The organism is Enterovibrio nigricans DSM 22720, from assembly GCF_900167155.1.
GTDB lineage: Bacteria > Pseudomonadota > Gammaproteobacteria > Enterobacterales > Vibrionaceae > Enterovibrio > Enterovibrio nigricans.
Window position 1 is genome coordinate 1 of record NZ_FUXU01000082.1, and the last position, 16,162, is coordinate 16,162.

16 protein-coding genes and 1 pseudogene are annotated in these 16,162 nt (G+C 45.9%); 5 read left to right on the forward strand and 12 right to left on the reverse strand.

Going from position 1 to position 16,162, the window contains the following annotated elements:
• Positions 1 to 16: 16 nt before the first annotated feature.
• A complete protein-coding gene (locus B5D35_RS19320) occupies positions 17 to 301 on the reverse strand; it encodes a hypothetical protein (RefSeq protein WP_139367809.1) in 285 nt (94 codons plus the stop codon).
• Positions 302 to 431: 130 nt separating this feature from the next.
• On the reverse strand, positions 432 to 2,384 hold the full coding sequence (locus tag B5D35_RS19325; RefSeq protein WP_078754145.1) for a methyl-accepting chemotaxis protein: 1,953 nt from the start codon (positions 2,382 to 2,384) through the stop codon (positions 432 to 434).
• A 310-nt stretch (positions 2,385 to 2,694) separates the two neighbouring features.
• Between B5D35_RS19325 and B5D35_RS19330 the strand changes: the two genes are divergently transcribed.
• Positions 2,695 to 3,015 (forward strand): hypothetical protein, encoded by a 321-nt coding sequence (locus B5D35_RS19330; protein ID WP_078754146.1) that lies wholly within the window; start codon positions 2,695 to 2,697, stop codon positions 3,013 to 3,015.
• 48 nt (positions 3,016 to 3,063) lie between these two features.
• Here the strand turns inward: B5D35_RS19330 and B5D35_RS19335 are convergent, their stop codons facing one another.
• Positions 3,064 to 3,342, reverse strand: a complete 279-nt coding sequence (locus tag B5D35_RS19335; RefSeq protein ID WP_101210385.1) for a hypothetical protein — start codon at positions 3,340 to 3,342, stop codon at positions 3,064 to 3,066.
• A gap of 227 nt (positions 3,343 to 3,569) precedes the next feature.
• Here B5D35_RS19335 and B5D35_RS19340 point away from each other — a divergent pair, with 227 nt between their 5' ends.
• Positions 3,570 to 4,343 carry an alpha/beta fold hydrolase gene (locus B5D35_RS19340; protein WP_078754148.1) on the forward strand — a complete coding sequence of 258 codons (774 nt, stop codon included), beginning with the start codon at positions 3,570 to 3,572 and terminating at the stop codon, positions 4,341 to 4,343.
• 147 nt (positions 4,344 to 4,490) lie between these two features.
• Entirely contained in the window at positions 4,491 to 4,757 is a 267-nt protein-coding gene (locus tag B5D35_RS19345; protein ID WP_078754149.1) for a hypothetical protein, read from the forward strand.
• 52 nt (positions 4,758 to 4,809) lie between these two features.
• Here the strand turns inward: B5D35_RS19345 and B5D35_RS24135 are convergent, their stop codons facing one another.
• From B5D35_RS24135 to B5D35_RS19370, 6 genes are all read right to left on the reverse strand, one after another.
• Positions 4,810 to 5,160, reverse strand: coding sequence for a type 2 periplasmic-binding domain-containing protein (locus B5D35_RS24135; RefSeq protein WP_101210381.1), 351 nt, complete (start codon positions 5,158 to 5,160; stop codon positions 4,810 to 4,812).
• The gene (locus tag B5D35_RS24140; RefSeq protein ID WP_101210382.1) at positions 5,161 to 5,580 is read right to left on the reverse strand and encodes a type 2 periplasmic-binding domain-containing protein; all 420 of its coding nucleotides are present in this window, start codon (positions 5,578 to 5,580) and stop codon (positions 5,161 to 5,163) included.
• Between the two features lie 91 nt (positions 5,581 to 5,671).
• Positions 5,672 to 6,646, reverse strand: a complete 975-nt coding sequence (locus B5D35_RS19355) for an endonuclease/exonuclease/phosphatase family protein (RefSeq protein ID WP_244556670.1) — start codon at positions 6,644 to 6,646, stop codon at positions 5,672 to 5,674.
• A 168-nt stretch (positions 6,647 to 6,814) separates the two neighbouring features.
• Positions 6,815 to 8,074, reverse strand: a complete 1,260-nt coding sequence (locus B5D35_RS19360) for a quaternary amine ABC transporter ATP-binding protein (protein WP_078754151.1) — start codon at positions 8,072 to 8,074, stop codon at positions 6,815 to 6,817.
• On the reverse strand, positions 8,067 to 8,966 hold the full coding sequence (locus B5D35_RS19365; RefSeq protein WP_078754152.1) for an ABC transporter permease: 900 nt from the start codon (positions 8,964 to 8,966) through the stop codon (positions 8,067 to 8,069). The genes B5D35_RS19360 and B5D35_RS19365 overlap by 8 nt, the downstream gene beginning before the upstream one ends.
• Before the next feature lie 163 nt (positions 8,967 to 9,129).
• Entirely contained in the window at positions 9,130 to 10,122 is a 993-nt protein-coding gene (locus B5D35_RS19370; protein ID WP_078754153.1) for an ABC transporter substrate-binding protein, read from the reverse strand.
• A gap of 459 nt (positions 10,123 to 10,581) precedes the next feature.
• Here B5D35_RS19370 and B5D35_RS19375 point away from each other — a divergent pair, with 459 nt between their 5' ends.
• The gene (locus B5D35_RS19375; RefSeq protein ID WP_078754154.1) at positions 10,582 to 11,322 is read left to right on the forward strand and encodes a response regulator transcription factor; all 741 of its coding nucleotides are present in this window, start codon (positions 10,582 to 10,584) and stop codon (positions 11,320 to 11,322) included.
• 21 nt (positions 11,323 to 11,343) lie between these two features.
• A complete protein-coding gene (locus B5D35_RS19380; RefSeq protein WP_139367810.1) occupies positions 11,344 to 12,993 on the forward strand; it encodes a sensor histidine kinase in 1,650 nt (549 codons plus the stop codon).
• A gap of 27 nt (positions 12,994 to 13,020) precedes the next feature.
• Here the strand turns inward: B5D35_RS19380 and B5D35_RS19385 are convergent, their stop codons facing one another.
• The 3 genes and pseudogenes from B5D35_RS19385 to B5D35_RS19395 form a co-directional block, all read right to left on the reverse strand.
• On the reverse strand, positions 13,021 to 14,235 hold the full coding sequence (locus B5D35_RS19385; protein WP_078754155.1) for an aromatic amino acid transporter: 1,215 nt from the start codon (positions 14,233 to 14,235) through the stop codon (positions 13,021 to 13,023).
• 78 nt (positions 14,236 to 14,313) lie between these two features.
• Positions 14,314 to 15,786, reverse strand: a complete 1,473-nt coding sequence (tnaA, locus tag B5D35_RS19390; RefSeq protein WP_078754156.1) for a tryptophanase — start codon at positions 15,784 to 15,786, stop codon at positions 14,314 to 14,316.
• Positions 15,787 to 15,851: 65 nt separating this feature from the next.
• Positions 15,852 to 16,162 (reverse strand): annotated as a pseudogene (locus B5D35_RS19395) (IS4 family transposase); the annotation flags it as partial.

The window sequence follows — 16,162 nt, forward strand, 5'->3', positions numbered from 1 at the left end:
ATCGTAGCTTCTAGATTTAGTTCCATCGATTTAAGCAACAAAGCCCATTGAATATGGTATGACCGCAAAAGGACAGATCTCTTGGGATAGTCTCAGACCATTCATCACCAGAACAGGATTTTACCCACTGCCGATTAGTATCAATAAAGCTAATAAGTGCAAACTTGGTGGCAAACATTTGTTGCGCCAAACGAGTGAGGCGATCGAAACGTTCTTCTTTGCTTGTATCTAAGATATTCAGATGGCGCAACGCATCTAGCCTTAGTGCTTCATTTGACGGAGGCGTGGGTGATTTCATCATGATTCCAAATCATTGGCTGCTTTTATTACTATAGCGTTAGGTGTGTGGGTTTGCAGAAAGTGAGATTTTAGCTTTGGGGAGCAATGGGGCGTGTGAACACCCCATAACATGATAGATTGATGTAATTCTTTTATGACGAAAGCGAGTGCGCGAGCGGGCTGGCGGTCATAGCGTTCGTCTTGTTGGTCGACGTTGAAGACCCTACAAACGTTTTAACCAGAGCATCGAGTTCTTGGGATAGAGACTCAATGGTATTTGCTGAGCGATGCGAGTTTTTGGCTGCATCGGCAGTTTGCCCTGCAAGATCTGCGATGACGATGATGTTTCTGTCCACACTTTCTGTCACGACAGTCTGCTCTTCTGATGCCGTTGCAATTTGCATGTTTTGCCCAGCAATATTCTCTATTTGATCCACCATGCGAACCATGACTGATGCGCCTTCTAGAGCCTGCTTAACACTGCGAGAGGCCATTTCACTGCTTTCTGTCATTACATCAACACTGTCTTTAATACCAAGCTGAAGTTGTTCAATGATATTGGTAATTTCATCGGTTGATTGATGGGTTTTCATTGCGAGCTCTCTGACCTGGTCGGCCACGACGGCAAAGCCTCGACCCTGCTCTCCCGCTCGCGCCGCTTCAATTGCTGCATTGAGTGCTAGCAAGTTAGTTTGCTCGGTGATAGAGCGAATAACGTCAATCACTGAACCAATTTCCTCACTGTCTGTACTCAGCGATTGCATTTTTTGGCTAGTTAGCTGCATGCTGTCTGACAGTTCGTTAGCTTGCGTCGATGTTTCCGTATTTACGCTTCGCCCTGTTTGAGCCGATTGCTGCAATTCGTTCGCAACACTGGCTGCCTGAGCAACACTTTGCGCGATCTCTTTGCTGGTTGCTGTCATTTCATTCATTGCTGCCGCAACAGATTCTGATTCTGCACGCTGCATTTCAGCATTGTCGGCTGTTTTCTGTGCCAGAGAATAACTGTGGCGTGCATTGGTAGAGAGTTCGCCGGAAATAGCACCAATCTTTTCCATGGTCGATTGGAGATTGCTGATGAAGGTATTGAAATGAACGGCAAGCTGTGAAAGCTCATCGCTTCCTGGTAAGCGCATGCGTACATCCAAAGATGTGTTACCGCTTGCGATTTTCCTCATCAATTCGTTAGCGGTGGATACCTTTCTGGTGACATGACGTGAGATAAGCAAGATGGTTAAGCAGAGCACCGTTGCTAATACGGTGCCAACCAAAATTAATTGTGTTGTAACGCTTGATTCTCGTGCCTTAATGGACGCAACGAGATCTTCGCTGAGGGCTTTCATTTGGGATTCGGTCTCGCGCACCGAGGTCCTAAGGCTTCCATGCAGCCCTTCTTGGGGGGTGAGGCCAATGTGAGACAGGCCTTCTACCAGCGCGTTAAATGCATCGTGGTATTCGGTAAGCGCTGACTCCATGATCATACGGTTGCTGGCAGGCATCTGACCCTCTGCAATCGCTGATCTTACGGCAGAATACTGTGTGTTAAATGCATCTAGATATTTCTTGTTTGAACGAAGTAAGAAATCTTTTTCATGACGTCGAAGCATCAGCAATTGTTTATAGATGTTGTCGTCTTTGATCTGCTGCACTTCTTTTTCTATCCGATGTGAAGCTTCTCTTGCCTCTCTTTGAAGGCCTTTATCGTGAGAAACACCAACGGTAATCCTTTGATCGACCAGTACCTCGAAGTCGTGTTTGTATTTGTTTAGTTTGTTGAGCATTGCTTGGATGTCATTCTGCTTTTCCATTTGTAGGGATTTGAGTAACGAGCCAGCTGAAGAAAGCCTGCTTGTTAAAGCCGTGAATTCACCTTCAAACTTGGTTTTATATTTGGTGTCATTCCTTGCCATGAAATCCTTTTCATGCCGACGAAGCATTAATACCGATGTTTGGCTTTTTAGTATGTCCATTGAGGCTGTATCGAGCTTTTTAAGTTCTGAAAAAGAGCTATAAAAAGTGGCAGCAAACACAACGACAGCAAACAGAATTAACACAGCAACACTGGTTAGTTGTGTCTTTATTGTTTTGGGCAAGAAGTGACGCATGGACTCTCCTGATGTCAATGTAAAAGGCAGAATGAAAGGTATTTGTTTGTTATTGCACACATCCCCTGTCTTAAATGTAGGACAATCTCGATTTTGGTCACGAGAAATATTGCAAAAAATTCGGAAGATCCTCACTCGCTGCGATGTTAATCATATTTTCGGATTGAGTGAGTAAACAGATAACGAAAGCCTGTAGATTTACCACGTTCCAGAGTGAGCCGTAGACCCGTATTGTGGGATTGAATAATTCGTAACTAAACTGAACACACGGAGAGCAAAAACACGTCTATCGCCAGAAAGGAGACATTCTGTGAACAATCATAAAACGCTATTGATTGCCGCCGCTTTTTCTTTTCGCGCTTTAGCTGATTCGACAGTTTCAGGCGTCGAATTACACATCACATCCGTTCAGCAGGGACTCTGGGTGGTTGTGTCGCAATCTGGCGAGCCGGTTGAGGGCGTTGATATTTCGCTTTCTGGAGTGTTGGGGAGCGAGATTACACCGGCAAATGGTACGTTGTTTTTGCGCTCAGATGTCGCCAGTACACGCAGTAGTAGGGTGACGGCAACACTGATGAATGGAACGACAGTCACTCAGCGTGTGATACTGACGAAAAGTGATAAGCACTAAAATATCGGTGCGCTTTTTAGTATGAATCCTGCTAAATGAGCTGGATGTTTAATGAAAATGTTTACTTGCAACAAAGCACTGCTCAAAACCGTCATTCCAACCACTCGCATAACGGTCACTTTTGTACATGCGCTCAGGATCTTGGCGAAAGCCCTCTGTATGGGTTTGAGCCGCCGTGACTTTGCTGTGGCACCCATCGTCATAGCCTTCTAGGTAAGGTGTGGCGAAGCCGAGGTCTGCTAAATTGTCATGGCGTGATGCCGAGCATCCGACCAGTATACTGGCGGTAAAAAGACAAAGCACCATACTACTGAACCCTGTTTTCATGTCATACATCCTCTTTTTGACATGTGTATATCCTTAAACCACCTGATACATACTCAGGCCGTTTGGTTTAGATTACAACGCACCAAGACTTGCCCGTCGTCTCATAGTTAACTCAAGCTGTTAAATCTCCTTAACAATACAAATGTCATTAAAAGTGACTCGTTTTACGTTAGTTAATAAGCGGTTGGTCGGTCTTATTAAACAGAGCTATTCGAGCGAGAAAAGATATGCGGCGTTTTAGAATTTTTTCGATATTGCTAATTTCAGTGTTAGGTCTTCAAACAGCAAGTGCTACTCCAGTGATGGATGAGGCGGCTACGCCAATAGTCATAAAACAAGGGGGTAACAATAAGTCTGACGTTCGTGTGATTTTCATACACGGCTCTCCAGGCAGCAAAGAGGCCTATGATGACTATTTGAAACATGAAGCGTTGCAGCAAGCTGAGCTCATTTCTGTAGACAGGTTGGGCTTTGGCGAGTCGAGGACACCAGTGGAAACCTCTATTCGCCGGCAAGCAATGGCAATTGTCCCACTTATCGAGAATGGCGATAAAAGAACATACCTAGTCGGTCACTCCTTGGGCGGGCCGATAGCGCTGCAAGCAGCATTGATTGTGCCCGATAAAGTAAGTGGCTTGTTGCTCATTGCATCTGCATTTGATCCCGAAATGGAAAACCCAAAATGGTACAATTATCTCGCGGACACATTGGTAGGCAAGTGGATTTTGCCTGAAGACATGAACCGCTCAAATGAAGAAATGATGGTGCTGGAAGGGGAGCTAAGTAAGTTATCCAGTCAAAATTGGAAAACGCTGAAAATGCCCATTGTTTTGCTGCATGGCAAAGACGATGACATTGCCGATCCGAGAAACTCACTCTTTGCTAAAAAGAAATTACATGATGGGGTAGAACTGAAAATTTTGCCTGACGAGGGGCATTTTGTCCTTTGGCAAAACGTCCCGATATTGGTGAATGAAATCAAAGTTCTGATTGGGATGTAATGGCGCATAAGGTGAGGGGAATATAAAACTGGAATGTAAAATTCTGTAAAGCAGGGTTGAAAATGTGGGGTTGAAGGCGCATGTTAGGTAGGTAAGGCAAACACAATGAATTGAAGCCGACACGATCTTAATCCACGAGGAATCGACATGAGACAACTCCTAATTGGTGTGATGACACTTATTTTAGGCTTCTTTACCCTTGTATTTGCAACAGTACTTGGACTGTTTGTTTCTCTCTGCGCATTGATTGCGAAGCCTTTTGTCATGAAAAAAGTGCGCAAAATGCAAGAACAGCAGGCTGGTATCTACCAGCAACAGTTTACACAAGAGCAGCAAACGCCGTTTGGCGAAAAGCACCAGCATCAGGGCCAAACTATCGACGGCGATTACCAAGACATTTCTGACCGTCGTTAAATGCGATAGCGCCGCATGAATATCGAAAGAATGCCACCTTTAGTGGCATTTTTTAATTCAGTGGTGTAAACGGAAAGCGCTCCCATTCATACTCTTCAAACAGATGCTTAATCTCCCCGTTTATTAACAGCGTTTCAAACCGCTCATCATAAATTTTGCGCAGTTTATCCCCTTGTGGCGTATCAGAAAAGGCTGGATATAATCGGAGATCTTTAACGATTGATATAGATAGGGAGTGTGTTTCTGGCATGTTTTGTTCAAGCTCTTCCACGATTTCATCGTGCGCATCCAATAGTGCGTCTATACGGTCTGATGCGAGCAGGGAAAGCCCTTGGCGGCGAGACTTCACTTCACGTTTATTGAGGTCAGTTTCCAGATATTCATCATAGTCATAGCCTTTCACTCAAGCGACAGTTTTTCCTTTTAAACTGGCTTCTCCTTGCCAGTTCGCGATCACGCTAGGTTTGTATATTGCAGCCACCTGCTCTGCATCGAAATGCCAGCGTGGATAAAGCACGTCTTCTTGTTCATCGAGATAGGATCCTAAAAACACATCCATTCTTTTTGATTGAACAAGCTTGACGCTGCGAGAGTAGGTCGTAGTTTGCGTTTTTATCGTGTAGCCAAGTGGTTCAAACACCCGTTTCATAATGTCAAAGTACAAGCCACTTCCATTTTTCTCAGTGGCATCCGCCCAATATTCACTGATGATAGTGATCTCGCCTTGCTGCGATGCTTGTGCGGCTAGCTGTCCGGAAAAAAGCAGTGTGATTGAAACAATCAGCAGCTTTAAACATACCCAAAAAGTTGAAAAACGATACATGATGGTATCCCCATTCGATCGTAACGATTGTGCTCGTTTATTAGCGCATCTTCAGCGTACTGCTTTGCTCAAGGCCTAGTTAGGGTGAATATTAACGTCTCAATGAAATGGTTACGCAAACAATCGCGTGATCGCTTGAATATGTGTCTTGATCAAATTTCGGGTCAACAAGATGCCGATCCTCACAATGAAAATCCCCAACTTCGGCAATACTTGCCGGATCATTGCTGTTGAATTCGTTGGAAAGCAATATGTAATCAAGCACTGAGCCCTTGGCGTGAAAGTAGTGCGTAGACGGTCTTTCCAAGCTTGCTTCGCCCATGTTTTTCACATAAAGGTCCCAACTATCATGCAGTTGGTAGTGAGACAAGGGCATGTCTGCCATGTCCTCAGTAATAGAACGTAAGCTGTTCACATGGAAAGCACGCAACACCTCAGAGTTCAGGTTGTCATTAAAGTCACCCATCAAAATCGCGGGGTTATTGGTATGAGAGCGTCGTTCGATAATGGATACCATTAAGTGGCAAGCCTCCGAGCCTCTTTGAATAGAGGAGGCCCAAGACCCTGCAATTTCTTCTCTCATAGAATCGTGAAGTGTTTTCTTCTTTTTGTCTGGGTTTTCATCCGTGATGGGGCGTTTAGATTTTAAATGCACAACGTAGACATCAGTTTGTCCAACGGAAGGCAGTTCAAGGGTTGCGAACAGAGGAAGGCGACTGTATTCAAAGTCCTCATTAAGACCAAGCTTCACGGAAAGTTCTGGATCTGCACGCAGTGGTAGCGCACTCAAAATTGGATAGCGTGAAGCAAGGCAAACCACCGGACTTTTGTAAACATACTCGTCCAGAGGTTCCGGCTCATCGACCACTGAGAAGAACCGGTATCCAAGAGGCTCAAGCAATGATCGCAAAGTATTTGCGCTAAATACTTCCTGAAAAGCAATGATATCTGGCTGATAACTGCCGATATAGCGATTCAGCCAAGCGCGTTTTTGACGCCATTGATCTTCGCTGTAGATATTACTGAATTCATAAAATGCACCCGGTGGCTCGATAAAATTGAACAAATTTATCGTGGCTAATTTTAAGCCAAAGGCACTATGCGCATAGGAGCTTTTGCTATTCGTTGCAAACACACGGCTGTCTCAGGAATGATAAGTTTTACGTTAGTATAGCGAAGTGTGGCGTAACAGATGGTAAAGAAAAGCGCTTCGTGATGAAGCGCTTTTTCGTCCTTATGCCGATGCTTTCATTTCATCGGACTTATCACGGGGAGATGTGGCTCCCTGACTGCTTGCAGATTGGTCACTTAGGGCTTCAGCCAGATTTGCGCGGGATAACTCTCCCTGCAATTCTCCATCCTCATCCAAGACAGGAAGAGGCAGTGAGTATTCCAATGTATCAGGAATCACTTGCTCTAGAAGTGCGTCAGATTGAATACCGGGAACACTTTCAAGCACGGAATCATCAATCGCGTCGTCATGGCGTGATGCTTCTACCGATTCGAGTTTATCTCTGCACAATGCACCTTGGTAACCGTCATCATTCATGTAGTAGCCATGTTGTGCTTTTGCCTGACGCATTTGAGCAATGGCTTCTCCAACCGTTTCGGCGCTAATCCGCAGACTTTGCGGCTTCATAACGGTGTCGACAGTCAGTGCGCGTGCACGGTTGACGTCTTTAACGAACGCTTCGACATAGTCATCAGCAGGGTTAAGAAGAATATCGACAGGCCGACCTTGCTGTACCAACTTACCGTCGCGCAAAATCGCAATGCGGTCGCCTAAGCGAAGCGCTTCATCCAAATCATGTGTGATAAAGATAATGGTTTTGTGCAGTTTCTCCTGAAGACCAATAAGCTGATCTTGCATTTCGCTTCGGATCAGTGGGTCAAGTGCAGAGAAGGCTTCGTCCATTAACAATATTTCGGCATCAGTACACAAAGCGCGAGCCAGACCGACTCGCTGCTGCTGACCACCAGACAACTGAGACGGGTATTGTTGTTCATAACCGCCAAGGCCAACCGTGTCCAACCAATCAGTTGCTTTTTTCTCACGCTCTAATTTATCAACGCCCTGAACTTGCAGACCGTACGCCACGTTTTGCAGCACGGTGCGATGGGGCATCAAACCGAAGCGCTGGAATACCATGGACATTTTATGACGGCGGAAATCCTGAAGTCCCTTATCATCGAGCTTCATAACGTCTTCGCCTTCAACAATGATTTGGCCTTCAGTCGGTTCAATCAAGCGGTTGAAGTGACGAATAAGTGTCGATTTCCCTGAGCCGGACAGTCCCATAATCACGAATATTTCGCCGCTGGCAATGTCTAGATTGATATCTTGAAGGCCCACAGTGTGTCCGGTAGCCGCAAGAATATCGTCTTTTGATTCGCCTGCTTTTACGTTGGGCAAGACCTTATCTGGTGTATTACCGAAAATTTTGTACAGGCCCTTAATCTGGATCAGCGGTGTGCTGGTATCTGCATTATTCATTGTGGCCTCCGCTCAAATGCTGCTGTGAACGTTTTGCATAGCTTTGTGATACGCGGTCAAAGATGATTGCCAAAGCAACAATGGCAAGGCCATTAATTAGACCCAAGGTAAAGTATTGGTTCGTAATGGATTTTAGTACGGGCTGCCCCAGTCCTTTCACACCAATCATGGATGCAATCACGACCATGGCCAGTGCCATCATGATGGTTTGGTTGATACCTGCCATGATAGTTGGCATCGCCAAAGGTAGCTGAACCCCAAACAAACGCTGCGTTGGGCTGGTACCATAGGCTGTAGCAGCTTCTAGTACTTCTTTGTCGACCAGCCGTATGCCGAGGTTAGTCAGCCGTATCACAGGCGGAATGGCATAGATAACAACCGCAATAACCCCCGGTATTTTACCAATACCAAGCAGCATCACGACTGGGATGAGGTAAACGAAGGCAGGCATTGTCTGCATAACGTCAAGCATTGGCGTGACGGTAGATTGCACTTTATTGGAACGCGCCATCGCAATGCCAATGGGTATCCCAAGAAATATGGCTAGCATGGTACACACCAAGATAATACTCATGGTGCGCATGGTATCTTCCCACATGCCAAAATACCCAATGGCGAGGAAAGATAAAATGACCGCGACAGCAAGCTTCCAAGAACGGCTGGCGACATAAGAGATCCCCGCAAGAATAGCAATCATTAGCCACCATGGGGTGCCGAGGAGAAGTTTTTCAAACCAAATGAGAAATTGAAGAAGCGGATCAAAGAAGGATTCGATGGTTTCACCATAGTTACGTGAAAACTCGCGATAAGCACCATCGAGTGTTTTACGAATTGTCAGGAGATCTGAACGAGACATCTCCGGAAATTCGGTCAGCCAAGAATTGTCAGCCATAACAGTACAGCGTCCTCTGCGTCTTTAATGATTAAACTATACACCCTTGTGTTAAGGGTCGTAGGCGACCTTATTTAAGACATCGCTAAGGTGGGTCGCAAAAACATTATTGTTATATTGAAAAGGCGGGTTGAGACATCAACCCGCGTCTTTGAGAGAGTTGTTACAGCGCGGCTTTCACCTTCGCAGCGACTTCAGGGCTTACCCATTGACCCCAGATGTCTTCATTGTTTTCGAGAAAGTGTTGCGCAGCAATTTCGCCATCCGCCTGATTTTCTTCCATCCATGCAAGTAATACGTTTAGCTGAGCATTGGTAAAAGAGCGGGTGGACAGGTAGTTCACCGCCTCAGGAGAGCGGCCCGCGAAGCTTTCTGTGATTACGGTATCAACCGCTGAAGGTGGGTACATGGTGACTTTAGGCTCCAAACACTCTGCGCTAGTGGTACAGCTTTTGAAGTGTTCTTCATCAATGCCTGAACCGAAGTCAACTTTGACCATTTCATATTTACCCAGAACGGCGGTTGGTGCCCAGTAGTAGCCAAACCAGCCTTCGCCACGCTCATAGGCTTTGGCGATAGATCCTGATAGACCTGCACCTGAACCTGGATCAATCAGTTCAAAACCTTCGTCGCCTAAGCCCATGGCCTCAAACAGATTGCCTGATGATATTTGGCAGTTCCAACCCGCAGGGCAGCCATAGAATGCGGATTTGGATGGATCCTCTGGGTGTTCGAATAATTCTCGGTTGGCAATAACACCGTCGATGGTGGCAAGTGCTGGGTGCTTGTCGACTAAATACTTAGGTACCCAAAATCCCTCTTCACCACCGTCTGACAGAACCGCACCTGCGAATCGGAGGCGACCTTCTTCTACACCACGGTCAAGCGCGGCTTTTAAAGAATTACTCCACAGTTCTGGTGCAACGTCTGGTTCACCTTTTTCGATCATGGACGTGCCCGTTGGCATGGTATCGCCAGGAACAAGTTCGGCGTCGCAGTTATAACCTTCTGCGAGAATAAAACGGTCGACGTTTGCGATGAGGCTTGCGGAGTTCCAGTTCATGTCCGCAATTGTTACCTTGCCACAGTCTGATGCCAGGCTTGTCATTGGAGCAGAAGCCAGCAACAGCAACGACGTGGTTAAAAGTTTTTTCATGGAAGTTCCCTCTCATTAAAAATAGCCACGATGAATGAATATGGCTCTAATCATTTTTATCAGTGACTTTCTACTGCGCGATACATAAGAAAGTGGTTTAACTGACTGATTGTTTTAAGCGCAATAGAATTAATGATAACAAATACGCATCACATTTTCCCTCTCGATGTTACATGATGAGCTTGAAATGCTTCGCGTTCTAATGATTTTTTGTGGTGTTTGATAAGGAGGGGGTAAGCTAACTTATTGATTTAACAATATATCTAAACGTTCTATATTCTGGACGTTTCATACTCATAAGTTATCAAGAAAATTTCCACATCGTCTTAAAGGTGAGAATCCCATACCATGAGAGAGAATGGCGAATTTTCGCGCAATGTATACTGTTTTTGGTGAAAGTAAATCGAGCACGCTATGTTCTAACACTCTGTCTATACCGACTGACAGTGTGGTAAAGCTATGTCTCAGACAGTTTTGGTTTTGGAAGATGATAAAGACATTTCAGAGTTGATCGCCCTTCATCTGAAAGTCATGGGATTTGACGTCCTAAAAGGCGCATCGATTCAAGAGGGGTTCGACATTCTTAATCGGTGTGTGGTGGATGCTATTGTTCTTGATCGCGGTTTGGAAGATGGCGATGGCGTGGTGCTTTGTCAGCAACTGAGGAGACAGCAAAAAGGTTTACCCATTCTCATTTTAACGGCCATGGACACAGAAACGGATATGGTCGAAGGGTTTGAGTCAGGGGCTGACGATTACTTATTCAAGCCGTTTAGTGTGATTGAATTTCAGGCGAGGATCCGCGCATTGCTGCGCCGAGTTACTCACTATCAGTGGTCGGCCGATGCGATAGGAGTTTCTGCCTTTGAAACGGTCAACGCACCGTCCTCCATGATTTTTAAGCATTTAGAAATTTGTCAGGAGACACATAGGGTGATATTGGATGGCCTTTCCGTCAATTTGACGCCTACTGAGTTTTCCTTGTTGTGCTGCCTTGCGAAGCGTCCTGACCGAGTGTTTAGTAAAGACGAGCTATTAAGCCGTGTATGGAATACGGACTATGATGGTTATCGCCATACAGTTTGTTGCGCGGTGAATCGATTGAGAAGTAAGTTGGAGAGTCGCCCAAATCTACCAAAATACATCCATACTGTTTGGGGGGTGGGATACAAGTTTCGAGAGTCTGCCCCAATGAAATAGCAGATAAACCGGAGGTTAATCTTGGCGTTTAAGCATCGGCTACTGCTGTTTACCTTAATATGGTTTGTAGTGAGCGCAGCCTTGCTGACGACGATAAGTGTGCGTGTTTGGGAAGACAATGAGCTTCGTACACAGCAGTCGCTTCATAGAGACCTTGCCGTACACATGCGCGATGACAACCCTTTGATGGTGGGTGATGACTATAGCCCTAAAGCCCTCTCGTCGATTTTCCACACCCTCATGCTATTAGGTCCTGATTTCGAAATTTATTTTTTGGACCCTAACGGCCACATCATGACATCCGGTCCGCCCATCGAAAATGTGCAACAAACACAGATTGATACGACGCCTATCAAACAGTTTTTAGACGGCAAACCGTTTCCTATCTTAGGCCAAGATCCGCTTAATCTGGGACGAGAAAAAGTCTTCTCAGCGGCGCGAATTGAAGATGATGATGGAGTGGCGGGGTATCTGTATGTCGTCATTGACAGCCAACAGCGCGTGGCATTGGCGGACCCGCAGTCTTTATTGCAATACGTTCCGGTGGTGGCGGGTGCGCTGATTGTGATTTTACTCTTTGCCGTGGTGGTATACCGGATGGTCTATCGGCAAATCATCTCGCCGGGTAGGGGGATGGTAAAACAGATTGAAGATGCCGCATTGTCAGAATTTAGGATCACTCCGCCACTCAAGTTTGATGCCGCAGAGCTGCAGGATATGGCCGCGCAATACCGCCGAATGATGGCTGTTATCCAACAGCAGTTTATTCAGTTACGGGTACAAGAAGCACAGCGCCGAGAGCATTTGGTGCAATTGAGCCATGATCTGAAAACGCCGCTGGCCAATATCCTTGGTTATCTCGAAACATGGCGCATCCAGCACAAGGAGGGCCAAGGAATGATTGATACGGCGTATCACAATGCGCTTAGACTCCAACAACATCTTAAAGATCAGCTAGAAGCAGCGCGTTCACCGTCAGCAAAAGTGGTGTTGTCATACCGAGAGATGGATGCAAAAGAATTGCTTATGGAGGTAAAAAAACGGTTCGAATTGCCGTTATGCCAAAAACAGATTGATATGGCCATTGTTAGCGAAGCCGATATGACAGTGATGGCCGATGAGCAACTTATTAACCGAGTGTTTGATAATCTCATTGAAAATGCAGTACGCCATAGTCCGGTTAAAAGCATCATTCAGGTGAAAGCGACGCGAAAAGGTATTTCAAGAGTGACGATTCGGGTTGAGAACGCCATTGACACAGAAAGTGCGTCAGGCGCACTTGGTATGGGTACGAAGATTGTTGAAGCCATATTAAGTCTTCATCAGAGTACGCTGAATATTGAGCTGGTAGAGGGAAACCAGTTTGCCGCTGAGTTTGAATTGTCCTGTATCGCACATCCTACTGCCCGGATACATTCTGTACCGCAGCAGTGGGAGGATGACTCGCCAGCGATAACATCAACTCTGCCACATGTTCACGTTCAAGACGCACAACAAAAGGCGCTTTCTGGTGAAGATCTTTCAGATAGTTTACACGTCTTCCCGCAAGACAAAGGAGAGAAGAAGGGAGATAACCTTCCTTCGTTCAATGCGTTGGGCGAAGCTTCCAAACAAACGCCAGAAGATGATCCTCACGTTTCGTCTTCAGAAACAAAAAAAGAGGGCCGCTAAGGCGGCCCTCCACTCGACACCGTATGATTACCCGATAAATGAAGGTAATACACCCGCCATTGCGAGGAAATGAAACAGGGCTGTGAGCACGCCAAATAGGATGACGGCGCCAATCATGGCATTCCCGCCAGGCGCCATAAAGCCTTGATTGCCACCGGCCATTGAACGGGATTTCAGAGCAAGAAGTGCGGGTACAATACACGCCCATACTGTTGCTGCAGCACCGGCATAACCTATTGCGATGATAAAGCCAAAGGGAAACAGTAACGACATGACCAGCGGTGGTAAGAAGGTGACTAACCAGCACTTGGTTCTGCCTTCGCGGGTATCGTCAAATTTGAAGAAATCAGCCAGAAAATCGAACACTCCCAATCCCACGCCGATAAATGATGACAAAATTGCCGCCATTGAGAAGGCATTAATGGCCTTGGAAACACTGTCAGAAGTGATAACGCCGTCTAGCTCCTTCAAGAGAATATCAACATTCCCTCCTTGTTCGATGACAGGGCCAAACTCATGACGAGGGAGATTGCCAAAGATGCTGATTAGCCACAGGCAATACAGCGCAAGGGCAATGATTGTGCCACCCAGGATTGCGTATTTTGCTTTTCTTTCGTCGCCATAATACGCACGCATGGAAGATACGGAGTGGTGATAACCAAAAGAGGTGAGTGCGACAGGCAACATTGCCATGGCATACGGTGCGTATTTGCGTTCTTCATTTGCTGCATCGAAAAGCACGCCTAAATCGACGTTAATCGCCATTCCAGATACGCCAAATACAAAGCTCAGTACCATGAAAGCAATGAGCACAACTGAAATTCTGTCTACAGCACGTGTGGAATGCCAGACAAACAATGAAAAAACGAATACGAAAATAACAGACGTGAGTTTACTGCTTAATCCGGTGATTTCTTGGAGAATGAGCCCCGAAGAAGTAATGTATGCGTATAAAAGAATGCCACCAACAAAATAGACAGTAATGTTATTAAATAAATTCACTTTACTGCCGAGAAGATCTTTAGTGACGGAATTAAAAGAAACTTTTAGATCGTAGTGTTTAAAGGATTCTAACAACATCCATCCAGAAACTGTCATAACAATCATAGTGACTGTAATTGCAAGAATTGACCAAAATGTCCAGGCTCCCGCCCCTGAACTTGGGAGGCCTAACATACCAGCGCCAACACAAACGCTGGCAATGATACAGGCTCCCCCCATTAAAGAAGGACTCTTTTCCATAATAAAATTCTCATTGTTCACGAAATTAGATTTGAAAAGTAAAAAAGAGCGCAATAGAAATTGCGCTCATAAATATATTTATTCTGTTGGTTCTAATTCAGGTTTAGCCGAAGACTTTTTTATTGTTATTACCGGAGAAACCTCAGTGAGTCGAGCTGTAAAGTGACGTAATACCGAGGGTTCATAAGTGAACGCTAGGCCCTTTACATTCTGCGCATTCTTTTTCACTTCTTCGAACGCTTCAATAATGAAATCCATGTGCGATTGGGTATAGGTAGCACGAGGAATTGTTAGTCGAAGCAGCTCTGCTGGGCAAGGGTATTGCTCACCTGTTTGTGGGTCACGGCCTTGCAGTAGTGAGCCGATTTCGACGGCACGGATTCCAGCCACTTTATACAGCTCACAAGCCAGCGCATGAGCAGGGAATTGATCCGCTGGGATATGCGGGAGAAGTTTACCCGCATCAACGAACGCCGCATGACCGCCTGCTTGCTGACAGATAACACCGATAGATTCCAATCCATCAACCAAATATTGAACTTGCTTGATGCGGTATTCCAGCCACTCTTGGCGCATACCGTCATACAGGCCGACGGACAAACGCTCCATTGCCCCCCCTTCCAGACCGCCATAAGTAGGGAAGCCTTCTTGGACAACGCAAAGCGTGCGACACTCTTGGTAAACGTCCATCATGGACTCGTCTTTAAAGCAAAGCAGTCCGCCCATTTGAACCATGGCGTCTTTTTTTGCTGACATCGCCAAGCCATCTGCGTACTTATAGGCTTCGTATGTGATCTCAGCAATTGTCCAATCCTTATAGGCTTCTTCGCGTTGCTGCACGAAGTATGCATTCTCTGCAAAACGTGCTGAATCCATGATCACTGGGATGTCATATTTCTGTCCAATTTCATAAACGGCCTTTAAGTTGGCGATGGACACGGGTTGACCGCCTGCAGAGTTACAAGTGATAGTGCTGACGATGTAGGGTACGTTCTCAGCGCCTGCGTCTAGAATAGCGGCTTCCAGTTTTTCCAGATCAAAATTACCCTTAAAGTCGGCGGTGACTGACGTATCAAACGCATCTTTGGTGTATACGTTTTTCGCCACGCAGCAGTTAACTTGTGTGTGGCCTTGCGTCGTATCAAAGAAGTAATTGGATAGCGCGACCATTTTGCTTCGGTCCAATCCCTTTTCTTTCTCACGCTTTTTGATCAACACGGGAATATAAATCTGCTCCGCACCACGGCCCTGGTGAGTTGGAATCGTCAGTTCATAGCCAAAAATGTCTTTCACGGCATTGGAAAGCGCATAGTAGCTGCGACTGCCACTGTATGCTTCATCACCACGCAACATAGCGGCCTGCATGTCTTGAGTAATTGCACCAGTGCCACTGTCTGTCAGTAAATCAATAAAGACGTCTTCGCTGTCCAATAAAAAGGGGTTCATGCCCGCTTTTACGATAGCTTCTTCGCGATATGCGCGTGTTGTACGCTTTACAGGCTCGATAACGCGAATACGGAATGGTTCAGGAATATGTTTAAAGTTTTCCATTAGTATGCCTTTTCCTTATATCAGACGTCATGCTCCGCACCTTATTAAATTTCTGAAGGATCCCCTCATAATTCGCCCAACCCTGATGAATGCGTCAGCTTCTGGTATTCGAGCATAGCCCATTGATATTGCTTTTCATTGATGCAATATCGCCGATGATTTCTCACCTCGCGGCCCAGACGAGGAATGGAAAGAACACGCCGATGCTTAATAGTATTTGCTTGAAAGTCGTATTGCCATTTGGCTTTTGTCGCAATGAGGCCGTTCCGCCACATGAGTATCTCTGCCAACAGCGCAATCAATAGCAAGATGTTGAGGCGCTTAATACAACGCGTTCGGTTGTGTCTCAGAGCCAGTCCATATGCGGGACTTTTCA

What these genes read in the sequence shown, in the direction of transcription:
- B5D35_RS19320 (WP_139367809.1), bottom strand. Translation starts at nt 301, where the DNA reads ATGATGAAATCACCCACGCCTCCGTCAAATGAAGCACTAAGGCTAGAT.
- B5D35_RS19325 (WP_078754145.1), bottom strand. Translation starts at nt 2,384, where the DNA reads ATGCGTCACTTCTTGCCCAAAACAATAAAGACACAACTAACCAGTGTT.
- B5D35_RS19335 (WP_101210385.1), bottom strand. Translation starts at nt 3,342, where the DNA reads ATGAAAACAGGGTTCAGTAGTATGGTGCTTTGTCTTTTTACCGCCAGT.
- B5D35_RS19340 (WP_078754148.1), top strand. Translation starts at nt 3,570, where the DNA reads ATGCGGCGTTTTAGAATTTTTTCGATATTGCTAATTTCAGTGTTAGGT.
- B5D35_RS19345 (WP_078754149.1), top strand. Translation starts at nt 4,491, where the DNA reads ATGAGACAACTCCTAATTGGTGTGATGACACTTATTTTAGGCTTCTTT.
- B5D35_RS24140 (WP_101210382.1), bottom strand. Translation starts at nt 5,580, where the DNA reads ATGTATCGTTTTTCAACTTTTTGGGTATGTTTAAAGCTGCTGATTGTT.
- B5D35_RS19360 (WP_078754151.1), bottom strand. Translation starts at nt 8,074, where the DNA reads ATGAATAATGCAGATACCAGCACACCGCTGATCCAGATTAAGGGCCTG.
- B5D35_RS19365 (WP_078754152.1), bottom strand. Translation starts at nt 8,966, where the DNA reads ATGGCTGACAATTCTTGGCTGACCGAATTTCCGGAGATGTCTCGTTCA.
- B5D35_RS19370 (WP_078754153.1), bottom strand. Translation starts at nt 10,122, where the DNA reads ATGAAAAAACTTTTAACCACGTCGTTGCTGTTGCTGGCTTCTGCTCCA.
- B5D35_RS19375 (WP_078754154.1), top strand. Translation starts at nt 10,582, where the DNA reads ATGTCTCAGACAGTTTTGGTTTTGGAAGATGATAAAGACATTTCAGAG.
- B5D35_RS19385 (WP_078754155.1), bottom strand. Translation starts at nt 14,235, where the DNA reads ATGGAAAAGAGTCCTTCTTTAATGGGGGGAGCCTGTATCATTGCCAGC.
- tnaA (WP_078754156.1), bottom strand. Translation starts at nt 15,786, where the DNA reads ATGGAAAACTTTAAACATATTCCTGAACCATTCCGTATTCGCGTTATC.